This is a genomic window from Actinocrispum sp. NPDC049592, assembly GCF_040675465.1.
GTDB lineage: Bacteria > Actinomycetota > Actinomycetes > Mycobacteriales > Pseudonocardiaceae > Kibdelosporangium.
Genome location: NZ_JBFAPA010000022.1, coordinates 194,768 through 219,321, shown reverse-complemented (window position 1 = coordinate 219,321; position 24,554 = coordinate 194,768). Strand labels below are relative to the sequence as shown.

The following is a 24,554-nucleotide window of genomic DNA, read 5'->3' as shown; positions in this document are numbered from 1 at the left end:
AAGCGCGATTGAGGCCAGGAACTGACCGCAATGGCGCATAAGGTCACCTCATGGCTCCGAAGATCTCGCTGAAAGCGCTCAACCGCGCCACCCTGGACCGCCAGCTGCTGCTGGAGCGCTCGACGATGTCGCCCCTGGCAGCGGTCGAACACCTCGTGGGCCTGCAGGCGCAGACCACGAGCACCTGGTACCACGGCCTGTGGAGCCGCCTGGTGGGCTTCGACCCGCGCGAGCTGTCGGACCTGCTCGCACGCCGCGAGGTCGTGCGTATGGCGCTGATGCGGTCGACGATCCACCTGGTCAGCGCGCGCGACGCGCTGTTCCTGCGGCCGCTGGTGCAGATCGTCAGCGAGCGCGGCACGGCCAGCATCTTCGGCAAGAACCTCAAGGGCCTCGACCTGGACGAGGTGCTCAAACACGGCCGTGAGCTGCTCGACCAGGAGCCGATGGTGTTCAGCGAACTGGGCCGGCGGATGGCCGAACGCTGGGACCGGGATCCCGCCTCCCTGGCTCAGGCGGTCCGCGCGCACGTCCCCCTGGTCCAGATCCCGCCGCGCGGCCTGTGGGGCGGCAGCGGCCTGGCCAAGCACTCGACCGTGGAGACCTGGCTCGGAAAGGCGGTCGACGAGAACCCGTCGGTCGAGGACATGGTTCTGCGTTACCTCAAGGCGTTCGGCCCGGCGTCGGTCAGGGACGCGCAGACCTGGTCCGGTCTGACCAGGCTGAACGAGGTGTTCGACCGGCTGCGCCCGCAGCTGGTGACCTTCGCGGACGAGAACGGCCGCGAGCTGTTCGACCTGCCCGGGTCACCGCGCCCGGACGAGGAAACCCCTGCCCCGCCACGGTTCCTGTACGACTTCGACAACCTCCTGCTGTCGCACGACGACCGGTCGCGCGTGGTCACCGAGCCCGCCCGGCTGTTCAACCGGCCGGTCAACGGCTTGCTGGCCAAGCTTTTCCTCGTCGACGGGTTCACCGCGGGCCAGTGGACCATCGAGCAGGACAAGGACACGGCGGTGCTCAACCTCAAGCCGTACCGCAAGTTGACCCGCAAGGAGATCGCCGCGCTGACCAAGGAGGCCAAGCCGTTGTTCGACTTCGTGGCCCCGAAGTCGGCTAGGCGTGACCTGCGAGTGGTGTAGTCCCGGGGAACATCGACAACGCCCGCAGAGCCGTGCCGATCTCCATGATGTCCGACGGGTCGGTCAGCGACCGGCCCAGCTCGTCGGTGATCCGCTTGAGCCGGTGCCGGATCGTGTTGGGGTGGCAGAACATCCGCTGCGCCGCCAGCCGGGTCGAGCCCTGGCTCTCGAACCACGACCGCAACGTCAGCAGCAGCACGTTCCGCTCCTCCCCGGGCAGCTCGAGGATCGGCTTCAGCACGTGGTGCGCCAGCTGGACGGACGCCTCCGGCGCGCTCGCCACCAGCCCGGCCAGCGGGGAGTCGTTGAACTGCACCATTCCCGAGGACCCGGCGGCCAGACTGGACAGCGCCACCCGCGCCAGGTGCAAGGCTCGCGCGGTGTTCCCGAGACCCGTGTAGACCAGGCTGACGCCGACCCGGCCGGTCAGGTTCGCCCGCACCAGGTCCACGATCACCGCGGACGCCTCGGCATGCCGCAGCGACACCACGCCGACCTGCAGGTCCGGCGTCAGCCGCCAGGCCGACGCATGACCGCGCCCGCGCAGCTGGATCTCGATCTGCGGCAACGGTTCCTGACCCAGCATCGGCGTCTCGGCGGCCACCACGACGAACTTGCCGTCCAGCGACAGCTCGAGAACCCGCGCGATGTCCCACAACGTGCCCTCGGTCGCGCAGCCACCGGCGAACAACGCCTCGATCAGCGCCGACCGCCGGGCCTGGTGCGCGAGCGTCAACTCGTCGGTGGTCGCGCGGTAGGCCTGGGTCAGCGCCTCGGCGTAGTCGTCGACCAGCTTCCAGATCGCGGTCGTCGCGGCGACCAGAGCGGCGATGTCACCGGGTCCGCCGGCCGCGGTCAGGTCCACGAACCGGTTCCAGACCTGGGTCAGCCCGATCCGGTACGCGCGAAGAAGTTCCGGCAGCGGCGCGCCCTGCAATGCCCGCGCCCGGCCGGTCGCGGTCGCCTGCGACAGGTCCGGCGGGGCGCCGCGCAGGGTGCGCATGACCTCCTGCAGGTTCATCACGACGGACCGGCGCAGCTCAGCGTGCCGGACGAACTCGGCCCGGCCGTACACCGGCATCTCCTCGAGGATCTGTTCGTACGTCGCCTCGATCAGGTGCGGCATCCGCCGTTCGACCTCGACGGCGAGCTGCGCCACCACCGGGTCGGTGTCCACGAAGTGCATCGACGCTCCACGCTGAGCCCCTGCAAATCACCAACACCGGACAGTAGCACCCGGATGGGCCGGATGGTCTAGCCGTTGTTCATCTTTTCGGCGGCACGCTTGATCGCCTGGCGGATCCGGAAGTACGAGCCGCACCGGCAGACGTTCTCGATCTTGTCGATGTCCGCGTCGGTGATGTCCCGCTTCTCGGCCAGCAATGCCGCCGCGGCCATGATCTGACCCGGCTGGCAGTAGCCACATTGGGCGACGTCCTGCTCCAGCCAGGCCTCCTGCACCGGATGCAGGTCGTCGCCGTCGGCCAGGCCCTCGATCGTGGTGACCCGCTGGCCGTCGGCCTGTTCGACCGGGGTCACGCAGAGCTGGATCTCCTTGCCGTTCAAGTGACTCGTGCAGGCCCGGCAGACGCCGATGCCGCAGCCGTACTTGGGGCCCTTGACGTTGAGCTTGTCGCGCAGCACCCACAGCAGGGGCATGTCCGCGGGCAGGTCGAGGCTGACCGGCTTCCCGTTGACGGAGAAGGTGTACATGGGCATTCCGGCTCCTCAGCGGGGGAACGGGTCGAAGTCGACCGGGAAGTTGATCGGGAAGCTGCGCGGTTTGATGCCGGTCGCACGGGCGTAGGCGTTCGCGATCGCGCCGACCGCCGCGGGGACGCCAAGCTCGCCCGCGCCGCCGGGTTCCCCGTTGGCGGGCATGATGTGGATTTCCACCTGTGGCGGCGAGTCCTTCTGCCGCGCGTAGTGGAAGTGCGAGTAGCTGCCCTCGAGCGGAAGTCCCTTGTCGATGTGCAGGCCGGCGCGCAGGGTCGTGGAGATCGCGTCGGTCAGACCGCCGAGCAGCTGCGCCTCCAGGCCGCGCGGGTTGATCGGGCGGCCGACGTCCGCGGCGATCACGGCCTTGGTCACCCTGGGCGCCTTGGGATCCCGCGCGTCGATCTCGACCAGGCAGGCCGTGCACGACTTGTACTCGTCGTGGAAGCCCACGCCCTGGGCATAACCCTTTGGCATGACGCGGCCCCAGTTTCCCGCGCTGGCAACCTTGTCCAGCACGGCCCGCTGACGGTCGTGCTTGAGGTTGGCGCGGCGGAACGCGACCGGGTCCTTGCCTAGGCGTTTGGCCAGCTCGTCGACCATGATCTCCTCGGCGCCACGGGTGTTCGCCGAGTACACCGACCGCCAGGAACCGGTGTGCATCCGCAGCGGGACCTCGTTGAGCAGCTGGGTCACCACGCCGAAGTTGTACGGCACCTTCACTGTCGTCAGAAACACCGTTTCCGCGAACGAAAGATCGCCGCCGACCGGCAGATGCGCCGCGGTGGCAGTGAGAATCTCGCCGAGGCCGTGCCGGAAGTCGGTCTCCACCGAGGCGACGCGATGCTCGAACGTGAGCACCTCGCCGAGCGCGAAGGTGGCGCGGATCTTGTGGTGACTCGCGGCGCGGGCGCGGCCGTGGCGCATGTCGTCGGTGCGCGTCCACATCAGCTTGACCGGCCGGCCCATCGCCCTGGAGATCTGCGCGGCCTCCAGAGCCGAGTCGAAGAACAGCCTGCGACCGAACGAACCGCCGCCCTGGACCACGTGGACCTTCACTTTGTCCTGTGGTAGCCCCAAAGTGGCGGCGATGGTCTGCTGGGCCACGATCGGCGACTTCAGCCCGGCCCAGATCTCCGCGCGGTCGGCCCGCACGTCGGCGATGGCCGAGTTGGTCTCCATCGGCGCGTGGCTGACGAACGCGAAGTCGAACTCGGCGTCGACGTACTGGGTCAGCAACGGCGGCACGACGAACGGCAACGCGGCCGCGTGCAGCTTGCCACGGATGTCCACATCGGACAGATCGTCGACCGTTCCCTTGTTCCAGGTGACCGTCAAGGCGTCGCGAGCGTCGAGCGCCTGACCGAACGTCTCGGCCATGACCGCGACACCGGTGGGCACCACCGCGACCGCGAGCACACCAGGCATTGCCTTGGCCGCAGCGGCGTCGACCGCCCGAACCGAACCGTTGATCGTCGGTGGCCGCCGGACCACGGTCGGCATCGCCCCGGGAACGTCCAGGTCGAGGGTGTAGCGCTGGTTGCCGGTGACCATCGCGCGAGCGTCCACCCTGGACGTCGGCGTGCCGACGAGGCGGAACGCCGACTCGTCCTTCGGCTGCGCGGCCGCGACCGCGATCCGCGCGGCCGCCGTGGACAACGCGCCGTAGGTGAGGCTGCGGCCGTCCGGCGCGAACACCTTGCCGTCCTTTGTGGACAATCGGCCCGTGTCGAGCTGCCACTCCTGCCCGGCGGCCGCCACGAGCTGAGCCCTCGCGGCGGCGGCCGTGCGGCGCACCGGCCCGTAGACCGAGCGGATGGTGTTCGACCCGCCGGTGAGCTGGTTGAACAACAGCTCCGGGCGGGCGTCCGAAAGCGACACGTGCACCGAGCCGAGCGGCAGGTCCAACTCCTCGGCGACGAGCATGGTGACGGCGGTGGCGATGCCCTGGCCGACCTCGGCCCTGGGCAGCTGGAACGAGACCTGGCCGTCCGCGCCGACCTCGAGGACCAGCATGTTCGACGTGGGCGTGCCGGCAAGGATCAGCACGTCGCCGAGGTCCATGACCTCGGCCGGGGCAGGCAGGCTCGGCAGGGCGTCCGCGGGCAGCCGGCTTGCGACCGTGAGCGTGGGAGCGGCCACCAGAAAGGTGAGAAAACCGCGACGGGTGGTGGGGCTGGCCATCCGCCGACCCTAGGAAAGCGGTCCGCGGGTGACAACGTTCCGTAGCCGCGTGCCCCCGATTGTGTGACGAGATGACAGTGGACGCTGGGGAAAAGTGCACCCGGGCACAACCCGGCATAATCACGGGTGTGACGGGGAGTTTCCAAAACGCCTGCGCCGAGTTGCGGTCCGTGTGGGACCGCACGATCGCCGCCGCGGACGGTCCCCTGCCCGGCTCGGTGCTCGATCCGCTGGTCACGCCGCAGGGCTGGTGCGGGCACGTCCGGCTGGCCGCCGGGCAGACCGCGGCCAAGCTGATGGCCGCGGCCGGTGACATCCAGGAGGCCTACGGGCTGCCGGGCAAGTCCATCGTGGTCCGGACCTTCGACAACGGCGGCGAGGCGTTCCTCTGGGCGTACAGCACCAGATCGGGCGCCGACTACCACCTGGGCTGGCCGCACCCGGTGCTCGACGGCACCGAGTTCATCGACATCAAGCGGGAAAGCGCCGGCACCACCCTGTTCGACCTGGTCCAGCTGACCACGTGGGCGCGGGCGTACAAGGAGAGCTGGATCGCGATGCGCTCCGGCCGTCCCGTTGACGTGCAACAGTTCGTGCGCCGCCTGGCCCGGGTGCGCGCGGGCATCCTGGACATTCTCGCTCGCGCCAAGCCCCGGCAGGTCAAGGAGCTGCTGCTGCGGGTCGGCATCGACCACGAGTCGCTGCCCGGCGACCTCGTCGACGCGCTGGACTACCCGAAGGACCGCGATCCGACCATTCCGATCCCGCGCTGACGGTATCTTGTGGACGTGACGGGCGTACCGGAAACAGCGCAGCCACGGCACCTCATCGTGACCGTGTACGGCCTGTACGCCCGGCGGACCGGCGGCTGGCTTTCGGTCGCCAAGATCATCAGTCTGCTGGCCGACCTGGGCGTGGACGAGCCCGCGGTGCGCAGCTCGATCTCCCGGCTCAAGCGCCGCGGCATGCTGGAACCCGTGCGCCGGAACAACGTCGCGGGTTACCAACTGTCCACTCAGGCCGAAGACATCCTCCGCGAGGGTGACCGGCGGATCTTCCGGCGGGAACGGGCCACCCTGGAGGACGGCTGGCTGCTCGCGGTGTTCTCGGTGCCGGAGTCCGAACGGAGCAAACGGCACACGTTGCGCACCGAGCTGACCAGGCTCGGCTTTGGCACAACTGCGCCAGGTGTGTGGATCGCGCCGGCCCACCTGGCCGAGGCCACCGAGAACATGTTGCGCCGCCTCGGCTTGACCGGGTACGCGGAACTGTTCCACGGCAAGCACCTGGCCTTCGGCGAGCTTGCCGCGAAAGTCCGGCTGTGGTGGGATCTCGACCAGCTGGAACGGCTTTACGCGGATTTCGTCAGCACGCATGGCCGGAAACGTCGTCGCAGAACAGACCGCGAGGCGTTCGCCGACTACGTGCGGCTGCTGACCGACTGGCGGCGGCTGCCCTACCTCGACCCCGGCCTGCCGGCCGGGCTGCTGCCGGCCGGATGGATCGGAATCCGTGCCGCCGAAACGTTTTTCGCGCTACAGGAGCAGCTGGAAGGACCGGCGGAACGACACGCCGTAACCGTTTCGTGATCTAGCCGGATGTATCTGCCGTCCAGAACCGCGCACCTGTGGTAGAGCGACCCGAGTGGGGAGAAGCTACATGGTGGTCAAGTTCGTCCATTGCGAGTCCGAACCGTTCGGCCCGGACGACGGCAGTGCGGCACCCGCTGTGCCACAGCCGTTGCTGGAACGGCACGGCGCTCGTGTGCTCAACCCGTCCGAGGTGACGGTGGCGCCGAAGGAACCGCGGCCACGCTCCACGGCGTACCGGACCGGTGCCATGCTGTTCGGCTGGGAATTGCTGAACGACGACCGGAAGTTCCGGGACATCAAGGCTTTCGTGAACCAGAAGATGGGCGTCGACCTGGTCATGCCCCGCAACCACAAGGAGACAAGGCACTGCGGGCGGGGGCCGCGGCCGGTCGGCCTGCAGCCGGTCGAGGGGCGGTCCGAGGCGCTGCGGGTGGACGCCTGGCAGGTGCTGCAGGCGTTGCGCGCCTCCGAGCACCGCGGCGACTCGATGCAGATCTCGGTGGAGCACCTGATGTTCGGCACTGTCGACATCGGAGGGACGCCCTGGGAGGCCAGCGGCGCGCCAACTGGCACGACGTATGTCCGCAACGGCACGACCGGCCGGATCCCGGTGACCTACTTCGGTCCTCCGCCCGCGCGCCAGGAGCTCGACCGGCGGCCGGTGATCGCCGTGGTGGACAGCGGTCTCGGCCCGAACGACTGGTTCGGCATGCCCGACCGCTCGACCCCGCCGCCGCCCGGCGGGTTCCTCGCGGTCTACCCGCAGCTGCAGGACGCGATCCGCGCGCAGGAGCAGCAGAACCAGAACGCCACGCCGACCCAGCTGATCCGCACCTTCTGGGACGCGCCGGTCACCGACAACCCGCTGGTGGGCACGCTCGACCGGGACACCGGGCACGGCACGTTCATCGCGGGCATCATCCGCCAGGTCGCGCCGGACGCGAACGTGCTGGCGATCCGCGTGCTGCACAGCGACGGCGTGGCCTACGAAGGCGATGTGCTGCTGGCGTTGTGGGGCCTGGTGGACCGGGTCGAGCGCGCCCAGCACGGTCACCCCGAGGACATGGTCGACGTGGTCTCGTTGTCCCTGGGCTACTTCGACGAGAACCCGGACGCCGAGGGCTACACCGGGATGATCTCCCAGGCCATCGACGCGCTGCGCAGGCTCGGCGTGCTCGTGGTGGCCGCGGCCGGCAACGACGCCACCAGCCGGCGGTTCTACCCGGCCGCGCTGGCCGAGCGCCCGGAGAACGGTGCGGGACCGCAGGTTCTGAGCGTCGGTGCGCTGAACCCCAGCAACACCAAGGCGTTGTTCTCCAACGAGGCGCCATGGGTGCGGTGCTGGGCGACCGGCGCCGGGATCGTCAGCACGTTCCCGAAGGACGTGCAGGGCGCCATCTCCGCGGGCGTGTCCCCCAGAACCGACCGGGGCGCCCTGGATCCGGACGACTTCCGCGCGGGTTTCGCGGTCTGGGACGGCACCTCGTTCGCCGCACCGCTGGCTGCCGCCGAGATCACCACGCAGATGATCAAGGTCGCGCAGGACAACCCGGCCATCGGCCTGAAGGTGGTCGACAAGGACACCGCCACCGAGCGGGTGCGGGCCGCCATCGAGCAGGCCCAGAAGGCGAGCGGCTGACCATGCCGGACACGTCCTTGCACCACGCCCGCATGGCCGACCTGTTACAGGCGGCGCGCGAGGGCGACAACCAGAGCCTGGGCGAGCTGGTGGACGAGCTCACCCCGCTGCTCTGGCAGGTCGCCCGCGCGCAGGGGCTCGACCGGGACACCAGCAGCGACATCGTGCAGACCGCCTGGCTCAAGCTGCTCGGGTCGCTCGGCGAGATCCGCACCCCGATCGCGCTGACCAGCTGGCTGATCACGGTCACCCGGCGCGAGGCGTGGCGGGTGCGCAACTCCACCCGGATGGAGCTGCCCGCCAAGGATGTGCTGTTCGCCGAACTGCCGGACGTGGCGCCGACCCCAGAGGAGGAACGGGTCGACGTCGAACGCCGCCGGATGCTGTGGACCGCGGTCGCACAGCTGTCCGAACGGTGCCAGCGGCTGCTGCGGATCATCGCGTTCACCCGGCGCCCCGACTACGACGTGGTCAGCATGGCGCTCGGGATGCCCCGCGGCAGCATCGGCCCCACCCGCGGCCGCTGCCTGGCCAAGCTGCGCGACGCCCTGTCGCCCGATTTCCGGTGAAGGAGCGCCCGTGAGCACCGCGGCGGACGAACCCATGGACGAGCTCGACACCACGATCCTGTCCGGGCTCAAGGACATGTGGGGCACCGTGGACCCGATGCCCGCCAGCCTGCTCGACCGGATCAAGTTCGCGGTCGAGCTGGAGAACGTCGACCTCGAGGTGATGCGGCTGACCGAGCTGACCGAGCCGGCCGCCGTGCGCGGGGACGCCGAACAGTCCCGGCTGATCACGTTCGACAGCGAGACGCTGACCATCATGGTGAGCATCCGGCCCAACCCGGACGGCACCATCCGGGTGGACGGCTGGCTGACCCCGGCCGGCTGCCATCCAGTTGAGCTGCGCGCGGCGGGCGGCGACCAGACCACCGTGTCCGATGAGGACGGCCGGTTCGTGCTGGACACGATCGTGCCGGGGCTGGCCCAGCTGGTGGTCCGGCCAGATGGCACGACAAGAACGGTCACCACACCGGCGATCTCGTTGTAGCGTTCGCGATACTGGGCCGGTGCGGGTGCGGGAACTCCACCAGCGCGGCCTGGACGCCCTCAACCGGGGCCGGCCGTTGGTGGGTGCGCGGGCTCTGCGCGCCGGGCTGGCCCTGGTATCGCCGTTGGATGACCCCGCGATGACCGTCCGGCTGTTGAACAGCCTGGCGGCGGCTGAGGCGGCGCTGGGGAACACGGCGCGCGGGTTCGAGCTGCTGGACCAGGCGGACGCACTGGCCACACCGGACACTGCGGGCGTTCTGCTGCAGCAACGGGGGCTGCTGCTGGTGCTGGTCGGGCGCATGGACGACGCCTTGGCCTGCATGGACCAGGCCATTCCTCTGTTGCGCCGTGAGCGGACGGTGTTGGCTCGGACTCTGTTGAACCGGGCGATGCTGCACCAGATCGCTGGCCGGGTTACTCCCGCGTTGGCTGATCTGGATCGGTGTGAGCGGTTGGGGCGGGAGCTTTCCCAGCCTCGGTTGGTGGCCAAGGCCATTCATGGGCGCGGATCTTGTGAGCTGCTGGCGGGGAACATCCCTGCGGCGCTGCGGGATTTCGACAGTGCACGGGTTGTATACGAGACGTATGCGGATGGCATGCTCGCTGTAGTCGCTGTTGAGCGGGCGCGGGCCTTGTTGGCGGCTGGGCTGCATCGGGACGCGGCTACCGAGTTGGACTTCGCGCTGGATGCTTTTCCGCGGATACGGATGGATCAGGAGCATGCTGAGGCGCAGCTGACCCGGGCTCAGGCTGCTTTGGCTGCTGGGGACTTGGCTGCTGCCAAGACTTGGGCTTCGCGGGCTGCCGGGCGGTTTCGGCGCCGGGGCAATGCCGCTTGGGCCGCTGTGGCTGCTGCTACCCGGTTGCGGGCTGAGTTCTTCGGCGGCAAGCGTCTGGCCGCGGTGGCCTCGCAGGCCGCTTCACTGGCTTCTGAGCTGTCTTCGCTGGGGCTGGACAATGACGCCGAGGCCGCTGGTCTGCTGGCTGCTCGTGCTCACATCCGCAGGGGTTCTTTTGATTCGGCTCGGTTGTTGATTGGGGCGCGTAGTGGGCCTCGGGCTCTTCTGGAGACCCGTCTCACCCGCCAACTGGCTCTGGCTGAGCTCGCTTCCGCTGTTGGTGATCGCGCGGCGACCTTCCGGCATGCGCGGAGTGGCCTGACTTTGCTGCGTTCTCACCGCAGTCGGATCGGGAGTGTGGATCTCCGTACCAGCGCGACTTTTCTGGGGCGGGAACTGGCTGAGGCCGGGTTGGCTGCGGCGCTTTCCGATGGGCGGCCTTCGGTTGTCTTTGGGTGGCTCGAACGATCTCGGGCGCAGGCGTTTCGGTTCCAGCCTGTGCGTCCGCCTACCGATGAGGTGACTATGGAGGCGGTTGCCGAGCTTCGGCAGCTGGCTCATCAGGTCCGGGTCGCTGAGTTGGAGGGGCGGCGGGAGCCTGAGGCTCGGCGTCGCTGTACTCAGCTGGAGCGGGAGATCCGCGCTCGCGGCTGGCAGGCCGAAGGGACTGGGGAGCATCACGCTGAGGCTAGGTTTGCTGAGATCCGCGCGGCTTTGGGGTCTGACACCGTCATGGTCAGCTATGCGGCTGCTCAGGATCGGTTGTGGGCGTTGGTGATCACCTCTGGGCGGGCGCGGTTGCTGCCGTTGGGCTCGCTTTCGGTGGTGTCCGAGTCTCTTGCGAAGTTGCACTCCGATCTGAATGCGTTGTGCGGGCGGCAGCTTCCTGCGGCTTTGGATCGGGTGATCCGGGCTTCCATTGCGCGTCAGCTGGGCGTTCTCACTTCTGCTCTGGTTGCGCCCGTCCGGGGTCTTCTGTCTACTTTGGATGCTGTCATTGTTCCTACTGGGGCGCTGTCGGCGGTTCCTTGGGGTTTGCTTCCAGATATGGTCGGCCGTCCTGTCACGGTGTCTCCCTCCGCGTCGACCTGGCTGTCCGGGCGCGGTGTCTCTCTGGCTTCTCCTACCCGGGCTCTTCTGGTCGCTGGGCCCGATCTTGCTCACTCCCAGGAGGAAGTTCGCCAGTTGAGCTCGATCTACCCGGACAGTCCTGCTCTCGTTGGTCCACACGCGACCGTTGGGGACACTTTGAAGGCGCTGGACGGGTGCACTACCGCTCACTTTGCCACTCATGGGCATCACGAGACTGAGAACGTCCTGTTCAGTCGGTTGGATCTCACTGATGGTCCGTTGATGGCGTATGACATCCATCAGTTGGAGACGGCTCCTGCTCATGTCGTGCTGTCTTCTTGTGATGTTGGGCAGACTGTTGTGCGGCAGGGGGATGAGATTTTGGGGTTCACCGCTGCGCTGCTTTACAGCGGGACCAAGACGGTGATTTCCAGTGTTGCCACTGTTGATGACAGTTCTGCTGTTGAGGCTATGGCTGCCTATCATCGGGGGCTTGTTGCCGGGTTGCGTCCTGCTCGGGCTCTTGCTGAGGCTACTGCTGCTACTCCCATGATGCCCTTTGTGTGCTTTGGGTCCTCCTGAGCTTCTAGGTGGGGTCTCGTCGATGCTTTGCCTTTAGGTGGGGGTTGTCCTCGCCGGGCGGGCTGACGTCCAGTTGGGTGAAAGAGCGCTCGCCGCGTGGCAGCGCCACCCAGAGGGGGTTCAGGGCCGTGCCCTGTCCCTCCGGTATGGCCTGCCCGGAGGGAATCACATCTGTCAAGTGGGGGCCGGGCTTCCAGCCGGGGTGCCGGTCCGTATGGCTTGGGTGGATGGTTGGTTTGCGTTGGCGGACCGGCGTTTGGTTTTGGGCCCCCACTTGACAGATGCGATTGCGCAAGCGCCAGGCCATACCGGAGGGACAGGGCACGAAGGCGGGATCTGTTGCGCTTCGCGTTGGTGGGTCACCCACATCGGTGATGGCCTTGCGCAGCACTGAAATCACGGAGTTCACCCGGTATTGTGGAGCTATGCAAGGCAGTGGAAAGCATTGGGGTAAAACAAAAGAAGAGATAGTCGCTGCCCTGCAAGCGTCCGAGACCCAGGCTCGGCGGATCCACCACGGACAGCTCGAGCTCGTGGCCTTCCTGAACAACCAAGGCCTCGCCACCGAACTCGGCTACTCCAACCCCGCCGCGCTCCTCGTGCACGCGCTACGGATCTCCCCCAAGGAAGCCAAACTCCGGCTAGCCTAAGCCGAAGCGCTGTTCCCCAGCGTCACGCCTACCGGGTCGGTCATCGAGCCCACTCTCCCGGTTGTCTCCGCTGCCCTAGCCGCCGGAGACCTCGGCTCCGAAGCCGTGGACGTCATCCGCAAGACTCTCAAGGACCTGCCCGATCTGGAGCCCGAGAAGCTCGCTCTGGCCGAGTCCACGATGGTCGCCCAAGCCGCCGAAGACGACCCGAATGCGTTGGCCCGCTTTGGCACCCGGGTCCGCAACATCGTCGACCCCGACGGCCCACCCCCATCCGACCCGGAACCCAAGCAGCCCGACCGGATGCTGCACGTCCGCACCCGCCGGGATGGCGGCCTCGACTTTCGCGGCCATCTGCACGCCGAGGACGCCCACCTCCTGCACCCGGTGATCAAGAAGGGCGAGCAGCGCCCCATCGACCGCACGGATGACCGGTGCCAGGCCGAGCGCACCGCTGATGCGTTCGTAGAGATCCTGCGGATGGCCGCACAGTGCCCCGCCAAGCCCACCAAGAACGGGCTGCGCACGCCGGTCGCCATCACCATCTCCTATGACGATCTGCTGCGGGATCTCGACGACCGTATCCTCGTCGGCCCAGACACCTACCTCACCGCCCGCGAGGCCCGACGCATCGCGTGCGACAGCCACGTGTTCCCGGCAGTGCTGGGCAGCAAGTCCGAACCCCTCGACATCGGCGTCAGCTCCTACACCGTCCCCGCCCACATCCGCAGAGCCTTGATCCTCCGCGACGGAGGCTGCGCCTTCCCCAGCTGCGGAGCCCCCGCCAGCGCCTGCGACGCCCACCACATCATCCACTGGCGCAACCACGGCCCCACCAAAATCGACAACCTCGTCCTGCTCTGTCCACACCATCATCGTTTGGTGCACCGCAGTGACTGGGCCATCCAGATGGTCGACCGCACCCCGCAGTTCATTCCACCCACCTACATCGACCCACACCGCCGCCCCAGAACCAACTCCGCCCGAAGATCCATACCCACCGCCGCATAGCCCCAGGATATCCGCTCTCCCTGGGCTCAAGGGGTACCCGAACCGGGCCCCAACCCACGAAGCACCTAAGAGACCGCGGCGTAGCCCTGAACCTCAACAAGGGCCTCAACATCCCAAAGCCGACTCACCCCAATCCCAGCCATAGCGGGGTAAGAGGAGCCGACGAGGCGACGCCAGACTGCACCGATCTCCCTGGCGTGGGCGCGGTAGTCGTCCATGTCCACTATGTACACCGTCAGGCTCACGAGGTCCGATGGTGAGCCACCGGCGGCGTGGAGGGCGGTCAAGAGGTTCCCGAGCGCCTGCTCGAACTGCTCGACGACTGTGTCCCCCACGATCTTTCCGGAAGCATCCAACGCCGTCTGGCCGGCGAGAAACACCAGTTTGGACGCCGTCACTGCTACTGCGTGGGAGAAGCCGGAGGGTTTGGCGAGGGATTGGGGGTTGATGTGTTCGATCATGACTGGGTTGCGCCTCCGTCCACGACAATTCCCTGGCCGTTGATGGCCGCGCTGGTTATGCAGAGGTCTACGGCGTCGGCTACTTCGTCGGCGGTGATGAGGCGGTTGATGGGTTGTTTGCGTTCCAGGGCCTTGCGGATGTCCTGCTCTGGGCGGTTGGTGCGGGCGGCGAGGAGGGTGATGTTGGTGTCGGTCATGGGGGAATCGACGTAGCCGGGGCAGATGGCGTTGACGGTGACGCCGGTGCGGGCGAGTTCCATGGCGGCGCTGCGGACCAGGCCGAGGACGCCGTGTTTGCTTGCGGTGTAGGCACTGATGTTGGGTTCGCCGCGTTTGGCCGCGACGGAGGCTATGACGATGATGCGGCCCCAGCCCCTCTCGACCATGGCGGGGATGGCGCGGCGCATGTACCTGAACGGGGCGGTGAGGTTGAGGTCCAACTGGCCCTGCCACTCCTCATCCGTCAGTTGTGTGAGGGGTTTGGGGACGGCTGCTCCGGCGTTCAAGATCAGGATTTCTACTGGGCCCCAGGCTTCTTCCACGGTGCGGAAGATGATCTCGGTGGCCGCCCCGTCGGTCACATCCGAGGGGATGACGAGGGAGGGGCCGGCCAGGGACGCTGCGGTGGCGGCCAGGGTGTCGGCGCTGCGGGCGGTGAGGGCGACGTGGTGGCCGGCGGCGGACAGGCGCGCCGCGATGGTGGCGCCCATACCCCGGCTCGCGCCTGTGACCAGGCAGTTTCGTGGTGACACGGATACAGCGTGGCAAAGCCTCGTTACGGTCGTCAAACGGGCACGATATGTTGTATTCTTGACGACCGTACCGATCACGACAGAGGGATGTGAGCGGCGTGCGGATCGCGGTATCCGGTGGCGGACCCGGTGGGCTCTACTTCGCCGCGCTCGCGAAGCAGCTGAACCCGGCCCATGAGATCACCGTGTGGGAGCGCAACGCGCCCGACGACACGTTCGGGTTCGGCGTGGTGTTCTCCGACGAGACGCTGGGCGGCATCGAGCACGCCGACACCGCCATCTTCGACGCGATGCGCAGCGAGTTCGCCCGCTGGGACGACATCGACGTGCACTACCGCGGCACCACGTTCACCTCCGGCGGCCACGGGTTCGCCGCGATGAGCCGCAAGAAGCTGCTGAACATCCTCCAGCAGCGTTGTTTGGATCTCGGCATCACGATCAACTTCCGGACCGACGCGCCGGATCTGAGCGATTATGATCTTGTTGTCGCCTCCGACGGCGTCAATTCCGGGTTGCGCGCGAAGTACGCTTCGACCTTCCGGCCGACCCTGGAAACGCGGCGGTGCAAGTACATCTGGCTCGGCACCGACCTGGTGTTCGACGCGTTCAAATTCTACGTGCTGGACACGCCCGCCGGGATCATGCAGGTCCACGGCTACCCGTACAGCCGCGACGCCAGCACGTTCATCCTCGAGATGCACGACGACGTCTGGCAGCGCGCTGGGTTCACCGCCCCGCAAGGCCTCAGGCCCGGCGAGAGCGACGAGAAGTCCATCGAGATGATCCGCGAACTCTGCGCGGAGATCCTCAGTGGACATCAGGTGTCCGCCAACAACTCGAAGTGGACGAACTTCACGACTGTGCGCTGCGCGACCTGGCGGCACGGCAACGTGGTCCTGCTCGGCGACGCCGCCCACACCGCACACTTCTCCATCGGCTCGGGCACCAAGCTCGCCATGGAGGACGCCCTCTCGCTCGCCGCGTGCCTGCACGAACAGTCCTCAGTGGACGAAGCGCTGCACGCCTACGAAGCCGAACGCCGCGCGGTGGTCACCTCGACCCAGCGCGCCGCGCAGGCCAGCCTGGAGTGGTTCGAGAACATCGGCCAGTACGCCGACCAGGATCCGCACCAGTTCGCGTTCAACATCGTCACCCGCAGCCGCCGCGTCACCTACGACAACCTCCGCCTGCGCGACCCGGAGTTCGTCGCGGACCTGGACGCCTGGTTCGCCCGCGACCACGACGAGGTCCGCCCGCCGATGTTCCAGCCCTACCGGATCGGCGACCTGGAGCTGCGCAACCGCGTCATCGTGTCGCCAATGGACATGTACTCCGCGAACGAAGACGGCCTGCCCACCGACTTCCACCTGGTCCACCTGGGCAGCAAGGCGCTCGGCGGCGCGGGCCTGGTGATGACCGAGATGGTCTGTGTGTCCGAGACCGGCCGGATCACCCCCGGCTGCACGGGAATGTACGCGCCCGAACACGAACAGGCCTGGCAGCGGGTCACCGACTTCGTGCACGCCAACACGGACGCGAAGATCGGTATCCAGATTGGGCACTCCGGTCGCAAGGGGTCGACCAAGCTGATGTGGGAGGGCATCGACGAGCCGCTGCCGGAAGGCAACTGGGAGGTCTGCGGCCCGTCACCGATCCCCTACTCCCCCGCCAACCAGACCCCGCGCGAGCTGAGCCACGACGAACTCCAGGAGATCAAGGAACAGTTCGTGGCCTCGGCGGAAGGCGCTGTACGGGCCGGGTTCGACCTGCTCGAACTGCACTGTGCGCACGGCTATCTGCTGTCGTCGTTCCTGTCCCCGCTGACCAACCAGCGCACGGACGAATACGGCGGCTCGCTGGAGAACCGGCTGCGCTATCCGCTGGAAGTCTTCGACGCGATCAGAGCTGTCTGGAGTGGACCGATCACCGTCCGCGTGTCCGCGACAGACTGGTGCGAGGGCGGCATCGACGCCGAGGAGTCCGTCGAGATCGCGCGAGCGTTCGCCGAGCACGGCGCGAACGGCATCGACGTCTCGACAGGACAGGTTGTCAGCACTGAGAAACCGGCTTACGGACGCAGCTACCAGACCCCGTACGCGGACCGGATCCGCAACGAGATCGGCCGCAAGTACGGGGTCGCGGTGATCGCGGTCGGCGCGATCTCGTCCTACGACGACGTGAACTCGCTGATCCTGGCCGGACGAGCCGACCTGTGCGCGTTGGGCCGCACGCATCTCTATGATCCACATTGGACGCTGCATGCCGCGGCCGAACAGGACTTCCCGATCGCCTGGCCGAAGCCGTTCGCGGCGGGCAGCCGGAAGCCGCAGGGTGGTCGCACGGACGGCCCGAAGCCCAGGCTGGACCTGATCCGGCGGGGCGAGCCGAAGACCGCGCACGCCCGGTGGAGGGGATGACATGCTCAGCCAGGAGCAGCGTGAGTTCGCCGGCGAGGTCAAGGCTCTGGCGGCGGACTGGCTCGTGCCGATCCCGCATACGCCTGGACATGTGAACCGCGATCTCGTCAAAGCCATGGCCGAGCTGGGTTTGCTGGCGCGGCTGTTCCCCGGTGTGGAGACTGGCAAGCCCTCACGGGACGCGGCCGCCCTCGATCTCTGCTTGCTCCGCGAGGCGCTGGCCACCCAGAACACCGAGGCCGAGACCGCTCTTGCCTTGCAGGGTCTGGGGAGTTACCCGGTGCTCCAGTCCGGTTCGGACACCCAGGTCGGGAAGTGGCTGCCCGCGGTCGCAGCCGGGGATGCGATCGCCGCGTTCGCGTTGACCGAGCCGGAGGCCGGGTCCGATGCCGCCGCGCTGCAGCTGAAAGCCGAGCCGGATGGTGACGGCTGGCGGCTGACCGGCGAGAAGATCTGGATCTCCAACGCGCCGGAAGCCGACTTCTACACGGTCTTCGCCCGCACAGCCGAGGCCGGTTCGCGCGGTGTCACCGCGTTCGTCGTGCCCGGCGACCGCCCTGGCCTCAGCGGCGAGCACCTCGACATGGTGAGCCCGCACCCGATCGGCCGGTTGACTTTCGACGGCGTTGCTGTGCGGCGCGACGAGTTGCTCGGCGAGGAGAACCGCGGCTTCCACGTGGCCATGCGGACGCTGGATCTGTTCCGGCCCAGTGTGGGAGCGTTTGCAGTCGGCATGGCCCAGGCCGCTCTGGACGCCGCCATCGAGCATGCGGGCACCCGGCACGCGTTCGGCGGACCGTTGAAGAACCAGCAAACCGTGTCGCACACGCTCGCCGAGATGGCCACCCGCACCGAGGCCGCCCGGCTGCTCGTCTACTCCGCCGCCCAGGCCTACGACTCTGGCGAGACCAAGATCGCGAGTCGTTCGGCGATGGCCAAACTGTTCGCGACCGAGACCGCACAGTACGTGGTCGACGCGGCCGTCCAGCTGCACGGTGCCCGAGCCCTGCAACGGGGCCACCTGCTGGAACAGCTCTACCGTGAGGTCCGCGCACCCCGGATATATGAAGGAGCTTCGGAAATTCAGCGGACCATCATCGCCCGCGAGCTCTTCCGGTCCTGATCAGCGCATGTATGACTACCATGCCTGCTTGACCCTCAATTAGTACAACGCCTAAACTTACCCGCCGATCGTGACAACGTTGTCGCTCCATCCTGCGGGAGAGTCGCATGCGCGCACATGCTCGGCGGTTAGGAGTTGTCCTCGTTCTGGCCGGATCCCTGCTTCACGCTGTGCCGGCCGCAGCACAGCCGGATCCCACCGGCCTCGTGAACTCGTTCATCGGCACCGGATCCGGCGGCGACTTCGTCGGCCAGGTGAACACCTATCCCGGTGCCGTCGCCCCCTTCGGAATGCTTTCGTGGAGCCCGGAAACCTCGTCCAGACCAACCGGCGGCGGCTACAACCACGCCGACAACGCGGTGACCGGCCTCAGCCTGACACACCTGTCCGGCGTGGGTTGCCCGATCCAGGGCGACCTGCCCATCCTGCCCACTGTCGGCGCCATCGAGGCGCAGCCCGCGCGGACCACGGCCGCGTTCAGCCACGCCGACGAACGCACCGCACCCGGTTCGTACGCAACAAAACTGGCCGGGGTCGACGTCCAGGTGGCTGCCACCACCCGGACCGGCATCGGCCGCCTCGGTTTTCCCTCGACCACCCAAGCGAATGTGCTGTTCAAGACCGGTTCCTCGCAGAACGGCAACAGCGGCGCCACGGTGAGCGTCGGCGCGGACCGGCTGTCCGGGAAGATCGACAGCGGCCGGTTCTGCGCCCAGGAAAACGCTTACACCGTCTACTATGCCGCCGTTTTCGACCGGCCGTTCGCCTCTTTCGGGACCTGGGAGGCAACCACCGTCCGGCCCGGCTCGGGTTCGGCCTCGGGACCGGGTTCCGGCGCCTGGGTCACCTTCGACACGACCAAGCAGGCCTCGGTCGGGGTGAAGGTCGCCATCAGCTATGTCAGCGTTGACAACGCCTGGGCCAACCTCAGCGCCGAGAACCCCGGCTGGCAGGTCGCTCCGGTCGCGGCGCAGACCCGGACCGCCTGGCGCAAGCTGCTGTCCAAAGTAGAGATCGGCGGCGGCACGCACGACCAGCAGGTCCAGTTCTACACCGCGCTCTACCACTCGCTGTTGCACCCCAACGTGTTCAGCGACGCCAACGGCCAGTACCTGGGCTTCGACAACAAGGTCCACACGGTCGCACCCGGAAGGGCCCACTACGCCAACTTCTCCGGCTGGGACGTCTACCGGACGCTGATCCAGCTGCAGGCGATGGTGGCACCGGCCGAGTCCAGCCAGATGATGCAGTCGCTGGTCACCGACGCCCAGCAGGGCGGCTGGCTGCCGAAGTGGCCGGTTGCCAACGGGTACACCAACGTCATGAACGGCGACGCGGCCGTGCCGATGATCGCTTCGGCGTATGCCTTTGGCGCCAGGGACTTCGACACCGGAGCCGCACTGGCCGCGATGATCAAGGGGGCTTCGCAGGTGCCGGCGCCGGACCAGCTCGGTCAGGGCCGGTACGAGGAACGCCCTGGTTTGGCGGACTACAAGCGTCTTGGCTATGTCCCGAACGTCAAGGGCAGCGACATCTCGGACGTGCCGAACGGCGCCTCGGCCACCTTGGAGTACGCGCTCGCCGACTTCGGCCTGGCCCAGTTCGCCCGTTCCCTGGGCAACACGGCCACGTACGACGAGTACCTGGCCCGGTCGCAGAACTGGACCAACCTGTTCAATGTGGACTCAGGGTTCATGCAGCCGCGGGACGCCTCGGGGACGTTCCCCGCGGGCAACCCGGTCACCGCTGGGATGACGAACTTCGGGCAGTCCGGGTTCCAGGAAGGCAACGCGGGCCAGTACCTCTGGTTCGTCCCGCAGAACATCGCCGGGCTGTTCTCGGCCATCGGCAAGGACAACGTCCGGCGCCGGCTGGACACCTTCCTCACCGAGAACAACGCCGGCCCGAACCGGCCGTTCTACTGGGCGGGCAACGAGGTCAACATGCTCGTGCCCTGGCTGTACACCTACGCGGGCGCGCCTTGGCAGACCCAGCAGAAGGTCCACCAGCTGCTGTCCACAATGTACTCGAACACCCCCGGTGGTGAGCCGGGCAACGACGACCTTGGCGCGTTGAGCTCCTGGTATGTCTGGTCGTCGATGGGCCTCTACCCCACCACGCCGGGAACGTCCACGCTGGCCATCGGCGCGCCGGTGTTCCCGGAGATCAAGGTGCACCTGGCTCGCGGGATGCTGGTCATCAACGCTCCTGGTGCGGCGCCGGGCAAGTACGTCCGGTCCTTGTCCGTCAACAACCGGGTCACCCAGCAGACCTCACTGTCCGGGGTGGACGGATTCACCCAGTTGCAGTTCTCCTTGTCCGGCACGCCGAACAAAGCGTGGGGCGCGGACAGCCCGCCACCGTCGTTCCCGGCCGGGCCACTGAAGTTCCCGCCGGGGCAGACTCCCGTAGAGATCACGGCTCCCGCAACCACTGTCACCGCTGGCGCTTCCGTGGCCACGCCGTTGACGTTCACCGTGGGCGCGGGCGCCGATCCCGCTGTGGTCGAACCAGTCCCCACCATCACCTGGACCGCCCAGCCGCAGAACGGCCTGAGCATCAGCCCGGTCAGCGGCACGGCCCCGGTGGTGAACGGCGTCGCGCAGGTGAACGCCTCAGTAACGGCGTCGGCTGATGCCAAACAAGGGTTCCGGTCGATGTCGGTGGCGTTGAGCGCGCCCGGGGCGAACCTGCCCAGGGTGGAGTTCCCGGTCGCGGTGATCGGCGCCGGGAAGACCGCCAAGGGGTGCACGACTTTGGGCCCGGTCAACGTCGACAACGGCCTCCAGCAACGGGAACTGGCCGGTGATGGCGTGACAACCCCGGTCACTGCTGGTGGTCAGGACGCCCGGCAGACCGTGTTGCGGGTTCCCGACAACCTCAACATGTACTTCCGGGTCGACCGGCGGCTGGCCTTCGACGGCGACTTCACCGCGACGTTCGACATCACGTACTTCGACACCGGCACCAACGGCTGGACGTTGCAGTACGACTCGACTGGCGAGCCTTACAAGGGCGCACAGACCGTCGTGAACACCAACACGAACACCTGGAAGACGGTCACCATCACGGTGAACGACGCCAGGTTCGCCGAACGGGAGAACGAGCAGACCGACTTCCGGATCGCCTCGGGCTCCCCCGTCACCATCCACAGTGTCCAGACCACCATCACGGGCGACGGCGTGCTGCCCATGGACCTGTGTTCCTCCTGATGAGCCGTCCGGGCGGGCCCGCCGTCCCGCCCGGACCCTAAACTCCGGCGGCGGCGTGGCGGCCGGCGGTGAGCTCCCGGCTGCTGGCGATCATGCGTTCGGACATGCGGTCGACCGCTTCGCTGAAGCCGTTCTCCAACTCGTCCCAGTCGGCCAGGCGTTCCAGCATCCACACCCGGGACGCGCCGATCAGCCTGGTGAACGCCTCTGTCCCTTGTGGAGTGAACCGGTAGTGCCCCTCGGCCTCGGTCGCGTACCCGGAGTCGACCAGCTGGCGGGCCACCGGTTCGAAGATGCCCGGTGGGATCCTCGAGTTCTCGGCGATCTCGAGCAGGGTCGCGTCGCCGTCGTCGCGGCTGTGCTTGAACACCCTTACCAGCAGCCAGGCCTGCGCGAACGACAGCGGAACCCCCGATCTGGCCAGGATCTCCGGCCGCGGGTCGGTCTTCTGCTTGCTCACCACCAGCGAGATGAGCTTTTCCAGCTCGACCTCGGAGTCCGACGACGCGGGCACCGCGAAGCTCTCGCCGACCCCGCTGTTGCCCGAGGCGATCACGCGTGCCGAGTCCCGCAACGGAACCTCACGCAGCAACAGCGCGACCAGGAACGCAAGAATGCCAACGGGTGCGGCCACCAGGAACATCGTCTGCAATGTGTCGGCGTAGGCGTTGATGACCGGAAGCCTTGCCGGGTCGGGCAAAGCGGCGACACCCTTGGGGCTCATCACGATCCGCGGGTCGATCCCGGGTGGGGTCGCCGGGCCCAAGTGGTCCGGCAGCTGGCCCGCGTAGATCGTGCCGAAGATCGCCACCCCGAACGAACTTCCCAGTGTGCGCAGGAAACTCACGCCCGAGGTGGCGACGCCGAGGTCCTTGTAGTCGCTCGTGCTCTGGACGACGACGGTGGGCACGGGCATGACCATGCCGACCCCAAGGCCCAGCACGATCATGTACCCGGACGTCACCCAGAACGTCGTCGAGGCGTCCATCAGGGACAGCAGCAGGAGTCCGCCCGCGATCAGCAGCGAGCCGATGACCGGGAACCACCGGTACCGCCCGGTCTTGCTGATCACCTGGCCGACCACGATGGCCGCGACCATCAGCCCGGCCACCAGCGGCAGCATCCGCAGGCCCGACCCGGTCGCCGTCGCGCCATGGACGAACTGCAGATACGTTGGCAGATAAGTGACTCCGCCGAGCAACGCGAACCCGACGATGAAGCTCAGCACGCTGGACACGGTGAACACCCGGCTGCGGAACAACCGCAACGGCAGCATCGGTTCCGCGGCCCGCATCTCCACGAAAACGAAGGCCACCAACGCGACCACCGAGCCAACGGCCATCCAGATGATCGTCGGCGAGCCCCACGGGTACTCGGTTCCGCCCCAGCTGGTCACCAGCGTCAACCCGGTGGACGCCAACGCGATCAGCAGGATGCCCAGGTAGTCGATCTTCGGTTTGTTCGGCGCGGCCACGCTCGGCAGCGCGAACGCCGCCACGGCCAGCACGAGCAGGCCGATCGGGATGTTGACGTAGAACGCCCAGCGCCAGCTCAGGTGGTCCACGAACAGGCCGCCGAGCAGCGGGCCGACCACTGTGGCCACGCCGAACACCGACCCGACGAAGCCCTGGTACTTGCCTCGTTCGCTCAACGGGACCACATCCGCGATCACCGCCGTCGCGGTCACCAGCAGGCCACCGGCGCCGAGGCCCTGTACCGCGCGGGAGGCGATCAGCCAGCCCATCGAGTCCGCCCAGCCCGCGAAGAACGAGCCGACCACGAACAGCCCGACGCTGAGCAGGAACATCTTCTTGCGGCCGTACAGGTCGCCGAACTTGCCCACCAGGATCGTCATGATCGTCTCGGCCAGCAGGTACGACGTGACCACCCAGCTCAGGTGGTTGCCGCCGCCCAGATCGCTGACGATCGTCGGCAGCGCGGTGGACACGATGGTCTGGTCCAGTGCGGACAGCAGCATCCCCAGCATGATCGCGGCGACCACCGCGTTCTGCGCCCCTCGACCGGTGCTGCGTGTCTCGGCCTGCGTCATCGGCCCTCCCATGTGGACGGTCGCAGAATAGGTCCCATCCAGCACGCTCGCGAGTCGGCCTAGGCTGGGCCGCATGACGTTGCGAGTGGGTCTGATCGGTTATGGCACCGCGGGTGCGGTGTTCCACGCGCCCCTGATCCAGGCGACCGCGGGGCTGACGCTGAAGTCGGTGGTCACGTCGCGGGAGGTGCCCGAGGGCGTTCAGCGGCTGGACCGGCCGGACCAGCTGTGGGAGGACCACGACCTGGTGGTCATCGCCTCGCCGAACCGGACCCACGTGCCGCTGGCGACGGCCGCCGTTGAGGCGGGTGTGGCCGTGGTGGTCGACAAGCCGTTCGCGCCGACGGCCGAGGAGGCCCGGCGGCTGACGATGCTCGCGTCCGAGCGGGACGTGCCGCTGACCGTGTTCCAGAACCGCCGGTGGGATGGCGACTTCCTGACGGTGCGTGCGTTGCTCGAGCAGGAGTCGCTGGGGCAGGTGGTGCGGTTCGAGTCGCACTTCGACCGGTGGCGGCCGGTGCCCAAGACCGGCTGGCGCGAGCTGCCCGGCCGCGACGAGGCCGGCGGGGTGCTGTTCGACCTCGGCGCACACCTGATTGACCAAGCCATCATGCTGTTCGGCACGCCGGACTCGATCTACGCCGAGGTCAACAAGCAACGCGCGAACGTCGAGGTGGACGACGACTTCTTCCTCGCGTTGAAGCACCCGTCGGGGGTGATCTCGCATCTCGCGTCCAGCTCGCTCGCCCAGCACCCGGGACCCCGGTTCCGCATCCTGGGCACCGCCGGCTCGTACACGAAATACGGCCTGGACGTGCAGGAAGGCCAGCTCAAGGAGGGTCTGCGGCCGGGCGACCCGGACTGGGGCGTGGAACCCGAAGCGCTCTGGGGCCTGCTCGGTGACGACCCGGTGGAGACCAAGATCGGCAGTTACCAGTACTTCTACACGGCCGTGGCGTCTAGTTTGCGGGAAGGGACGCCGTTGCCGGTGACGCCCGAGTCCGCGATCGCGACTCTGGAGGTCATCGAGGCGGCACTGGACTTGGTTGGATAGGCGG

At 67.7% G+C, this 24,554-nt stretch carries 19 protein-coding genes; 13 read left to right on the top strand and 6 right to left on the bottom strand.

The features are described from left to right. Positions 1–50: 50 nt before the first annotated feature. Positions 51–1,142 carry a winged helix DNA-binding domain-containing protein gene (locus AB0J95_RS42520; protein WP_364771069.1) on the top strand — a complete coding sequence of 364 codons (1,092 nt, stop codon included), beginning with the start codon at positions 51–53 and terminating at the stop codon, positions 1,140–1,142. Here AB0J95_RS42520 and AB0J95_RS42515 read toward each other — a convergent pair. The 3 genes from AB0J95_RS42515 to AB0J95_RS42505 all read right to left on the bottom strand — a co-directional run bounded on the left by AB0J95_RS42515 (position 1,117) and on the right by AB0J95_RS42505 (position 5,042). Further along, positions 1,117–2,328 carry a helix-turn-helix domain-containing protein gene (locus tag AB0J95_RS42515; protein ID WP_364771067.1) on the bottom strand — a complete coding sequence of 404 codons (1,212 nt, stop codon included), beginning with the start codon at positions 2,326–2,328 and terminating at the stop codon, positions 1,117–1,119. The genes AB0J95_RS42520 and AB0J95_RS42515 overlap by 26 nt on opposite strands. Positions 2,329–2,396: 68 nt before the next feature. Next, the gene (locus AB0J95_RS42510; RefSeq protein ID WP_364771065.1) at positions 2,397–2,861 is read right to left on the bottom strand and encodes a (2Fe-2S)-binding protein; all 465 of its coding nucleotides are present in this window, start codon (positions 2,859–2,861) and stop codon (positions 2,397–2,399) included. 9 nt (positions 2,862–2,870) lie between these two features. Further along, positions 2,871–5,042: a molybdopterin cofactor-binding domain-containing protein gene (locus tag AB0J95_RS42505; RefSeq protein WP_364771063.1), complete on the bottom strand. Its 2,172-nt coding sequence runs from the start codon at positions 5,040–5,042 to the stop codon at positions 2,871–2,873. A gap of 128 nt (positions 5,043–5,170) precedes the next feature. Between AB0J95_RS42505 and AB0J95_RS42500 the strand changes: the two genes are divergently transcribed. The 8 genes from AB0J95_RS42500 to AB0J95_RS42465 all read left to right on the top strand — a co-directional run bounded on the left by AB0J95_RS42500 (position 5,171) and on the right by AB0J95_RS42465 (position 13,481). Then, positions 5,171–5,815, top strand: a complete 645-nt coding sequence (locus AB0J95_RS42500; protein ID WP_364771061.1) for a hypothetical protein — start codon at positions 5,171–5,173, stop codon at positions 5,813–5,815. 15 nt (positions 5,816–5,830) lie between these two features. Further along, positions 5,831–6,631 (top strand): PaaX family transcriptional regulator C-terminal domain-containing protein, encoded by an 801-nt coding sequence (locus tag AB0J95_RS42495; protein ID WP_364771059.1) that lies wholly within the window; start codon positions 5,831–5,833, stop codon positions 6,629–6,631. A 70-nt stretch (positions 6,632–6,701) separates the two neighbouring features. Then, positions 6,702–8,273, top strand: a complete 1,572-nt coding sequence (locus tag AB0J95_RS42490) for a S8/S53 family peptidase (RefSeq protein WP_364771057.1) — start codon at positions 6,702–6,704, stop codon at positions 8,271–8,273. 2 nt (positions 8,274–8,275) lie between these two features. Beyond that, the gene (locus AB0J95_RS42485; RefSeq protein ID WP_364771055.1) at positions 8,276–8,842 is read left to right on the top strand and encodes a sigma-70 family RNA polymerase sigma factor; all 567 of its coding nucleotides are present in this window, start codon (positions 8,276–8,278) and stop codon (positions 8,840–8,842) included. A 10-nt stretch (positions 8,843–8,852) separates the two neighbouring features. Continuing rightward, the gene (locus tag AB0J95_RS42480; RefSeq protein ID WP_364771053.1) at positions 8,853–9,326 is read left to right on the top strand and encodes a hypothetical protein; all 474 of its coding nucleotides are present in this window, start codon (positions 8,853–8,855) and stop codon (positions 9,324–9,326) included. A 19-nt stretch (positions 9,327–9,345) separates the two neighbouring features. Next, positions 9,346–11,820, top strand: coding sequence for a CHAT domain-containing protein (locus tag AB0J95_RS42475; protein WP_364771051.1), 2,475 nt, complete (start codon positions 9,346–9,348; stop codon positions 11,818–11,820). Between the two features lie 425 nt (positions 11,821–12,245). Continuing rightward, complete coding sequence (locus AB0J95_RS42470; protein WP_364771049.1) at positions 12,246–12,470, top strand: DUF222 domain-containing protein; 225 nt, start codon at positions 12,246–12,248, stop codon at positions 12,468–12,470. 9 nt (positions 12,471–12,479) lie between these two features. Further along, complete coding sequence (locus tag AB0J95_RS42465; protein WP_364771133.1) at positions 12,480–13,481, top strand: DUF222 domain-containing protein; 1,002 nt, start codon at positions 12,480–12,482, stop codon at positions 13,479–13,481. 65 nt (positions 13,482–13,546) lie between these two features. On the opposite strand, the gene AB0J95_RS42460 is transcribed toward AB0J95_RS42465, so the two are convergent. Together AB0J95_RS42460 and AB0J95_RS42455 are read right to left on the bottom strand one after the other, a co-directional pair. After that, the gene (locus tag AB0J95_RS42460) at positions 13,547–13,942 is read right to left on the bottom strand and encodes a RidA family protein (protein WP_364771047.1); all 396 of its coding nucleotides are present in this window, start codon (positions 13,940–13,942) and stop codon (positions 13,547–13,549) included. Continuing rightward, positions 13,939–14,694, bottom strand: coding sequence for an SDR family oxidoreductase (locus tag AB0J95_RS42455; RefSeq protein WP_364771045.1), 756 nt, complete (start codon positions 14,692–14,694; stop codon positions 13,939–13,941). The genes AB0J95_RS42460 and AB0J95_RS42455 overlap by 4 nt, the downstream gene beginning before the upstream one ends. A gap of 98 nt (positions 14,695–14,792) precedes the next feature. Here AB0J95_RS42455 and AB0J95_RS42450 point away from each other — a divergent pair, with 98 nt between their 5' ends. From AB0J95_RS42450 to AB0J95_RS42440, 3 genes are all read left to right on the top strand, one after another. Next, positions 14,793–17,111 (top strand): bifunctional salicylyl-CoA 5-hydroxylase/oxidoreductase, encoded by a 2,319-nt coding sequence (locus tag AB0J95_RS42450; RefSeq protein ID WP_364771043.1) that lies wholly within the window; start codon positions 14,793–14,795, stop codon positions 17,109–17,111. Position 17,112: 1 nt separating this feature from the next. After that, positions 17,113–18,234: an acyl-CoA dehydrogenase family protein gene (locus tag AB0J95_RS42445; protein WP_364771041.1), complete on the top strand. Its 1,122-nt coding sequence runs from the start codon at positions 17,113–17,115 to the stop codon at positions 18,232–18,234. A 107-nt stretch (positions 18,235–18,341) separates the two neighbouring features. Then, positions 18,342–21,446, top strand: coding sequence for a GH92 family glycosyl hydrolase (locus tag AB0J95_RS42440; protein ID WP_364771039.1), 3,105 nt, complete (start codon positions 18,342–18,344; stop codon positions 21,444–21,446). A gap of 37 nt (positions 21,447–21,483) precedes the next feature. Here the strand turns inward: AB0J95_RS42440 and AB0J95_RS42435 are convergent, their stop codons facing one another. Then, positions 21,484–23,496 carry an MDR family MFS transporter gene (locus tag AB0J95_RS42435; RefSeq protein ID WP_364771037.1) on the bottom strand — a complete coding sequence of 671 codons (2,013 nt, stop codon included), beginning with the start codon at positions 23,494–23,496 and terminating at the stop codon, positions 21,484–21,486. A gap of 73 nt (positions 23,497–23,569) precedes the next feature. Here AB0J95_RS42435 and AB0J95_RS42430 point away from each other — a divergent pair, with 73 nt between their 5' ends. Next, positions 23,570–24,550: a Gfo/Idh/MocA family oxidoreductase gene (locus AB0J95_RS42430; RefSeq protein WP_364771035.1), complete on the top strand. Its 981-nt coding sequence runs from the start codon at positions 23,570–23,572 to the stop codon at positions 24,548–24,550. Positions 24,551–24,554: the final 4 nt, after the last annotated feature.

Excerpts from the sequence above, each read along its gene's own strand:
- AB0J95_RS42515 (WP_364771067.1), bottom strand. The coding sequence starts at position 2,328 with ATGCACTTCGTGGACACCGACCCGGTGGTGGCGCAGCTCGCCGTCGAG.
- AB0J95_RS42440 (WP_364771039.1), top strand. The coding sequence starts at position 18,342 with ATGCGCGCACATGCTCGGCGGTTAGGAGTTGTCCTCGTTCTGGCCGGA.
- AB0J95_RS42510 (WP_364771065.1), bottom strand. The coding sequence starts at position 2,861 with ATGCCCATGTACACCTTCTCCGTCAACGGGAAGCCGGTCAGCCTCGAC.
- AB0J95_RS42505 (WP_364771063.1), bottom strand. The coding sequence starts at position 5,042 with ATGGCCAGCCCCACCACCCGTCGCGGTTTTCTCACCTTTCTGGTGGCC.
- AB0J95_RS42435 (WP_364771037.1), bottom strand. The coding sequence starts at position 23,496 with ATGACGCAGGCCGAGACACGCAGCACCGGTCGAGGGGCGCAGAACGCG.
- AB0J95_RS42520 (WP_364771069.1), top strand. The coding sequence starts at position 51 with ATGGCTCCGAAGATCTCGCTGAAAGCGCTCAACCGCGCCACCCTGGAC.
- AB0J95_RS42460 (WP_364771047.1), bottom strand. The coding sequence starts at position 13,942 with ATGATCGAACACATCAACCCCCAATCCCTCGCCAAACCCTCCGGCTTC.
- AB0J95_RS42470 (WP_364771049.1), top strand. The coding sequence starts at position 12,246 with ATGCAAGGCAGTGGAAAGCATTGGGGTAAAACAAAAGAAGAGATAGTC.
- AB0J95_RS42485 (WP_364771055.1), top strand. The coding sequence starts at position 8,276 with ATGCCGGACACGTCCTTGCACCACGCCCGCATGGCCGACCTGTTACAG.
- AB0J95_RS42445 (WP_364771041.1), top strand. The coding sequence starts at position 17,113 with ATGCTCAGCCAGGAGCAGCGTGAGTTCGCCGGCGAGGTCAAGGCTCTG.
- AB0J95_RS42490 (WP_364771057.1), top strand. The coding sequence starts at position 6,702 with ATGGTGGTCAAGTTCGTCCATTGCGAGTCCGAACCGTTCGGCCCGGAC.
- AB0J95_RS42430 (WP_364771035.1), top strand. The coding sequence starts at position 23,570 with ATGACGTTGCGAGTGGGTCTGATCGGTTATGGCACCGCGGGTGCGGTG.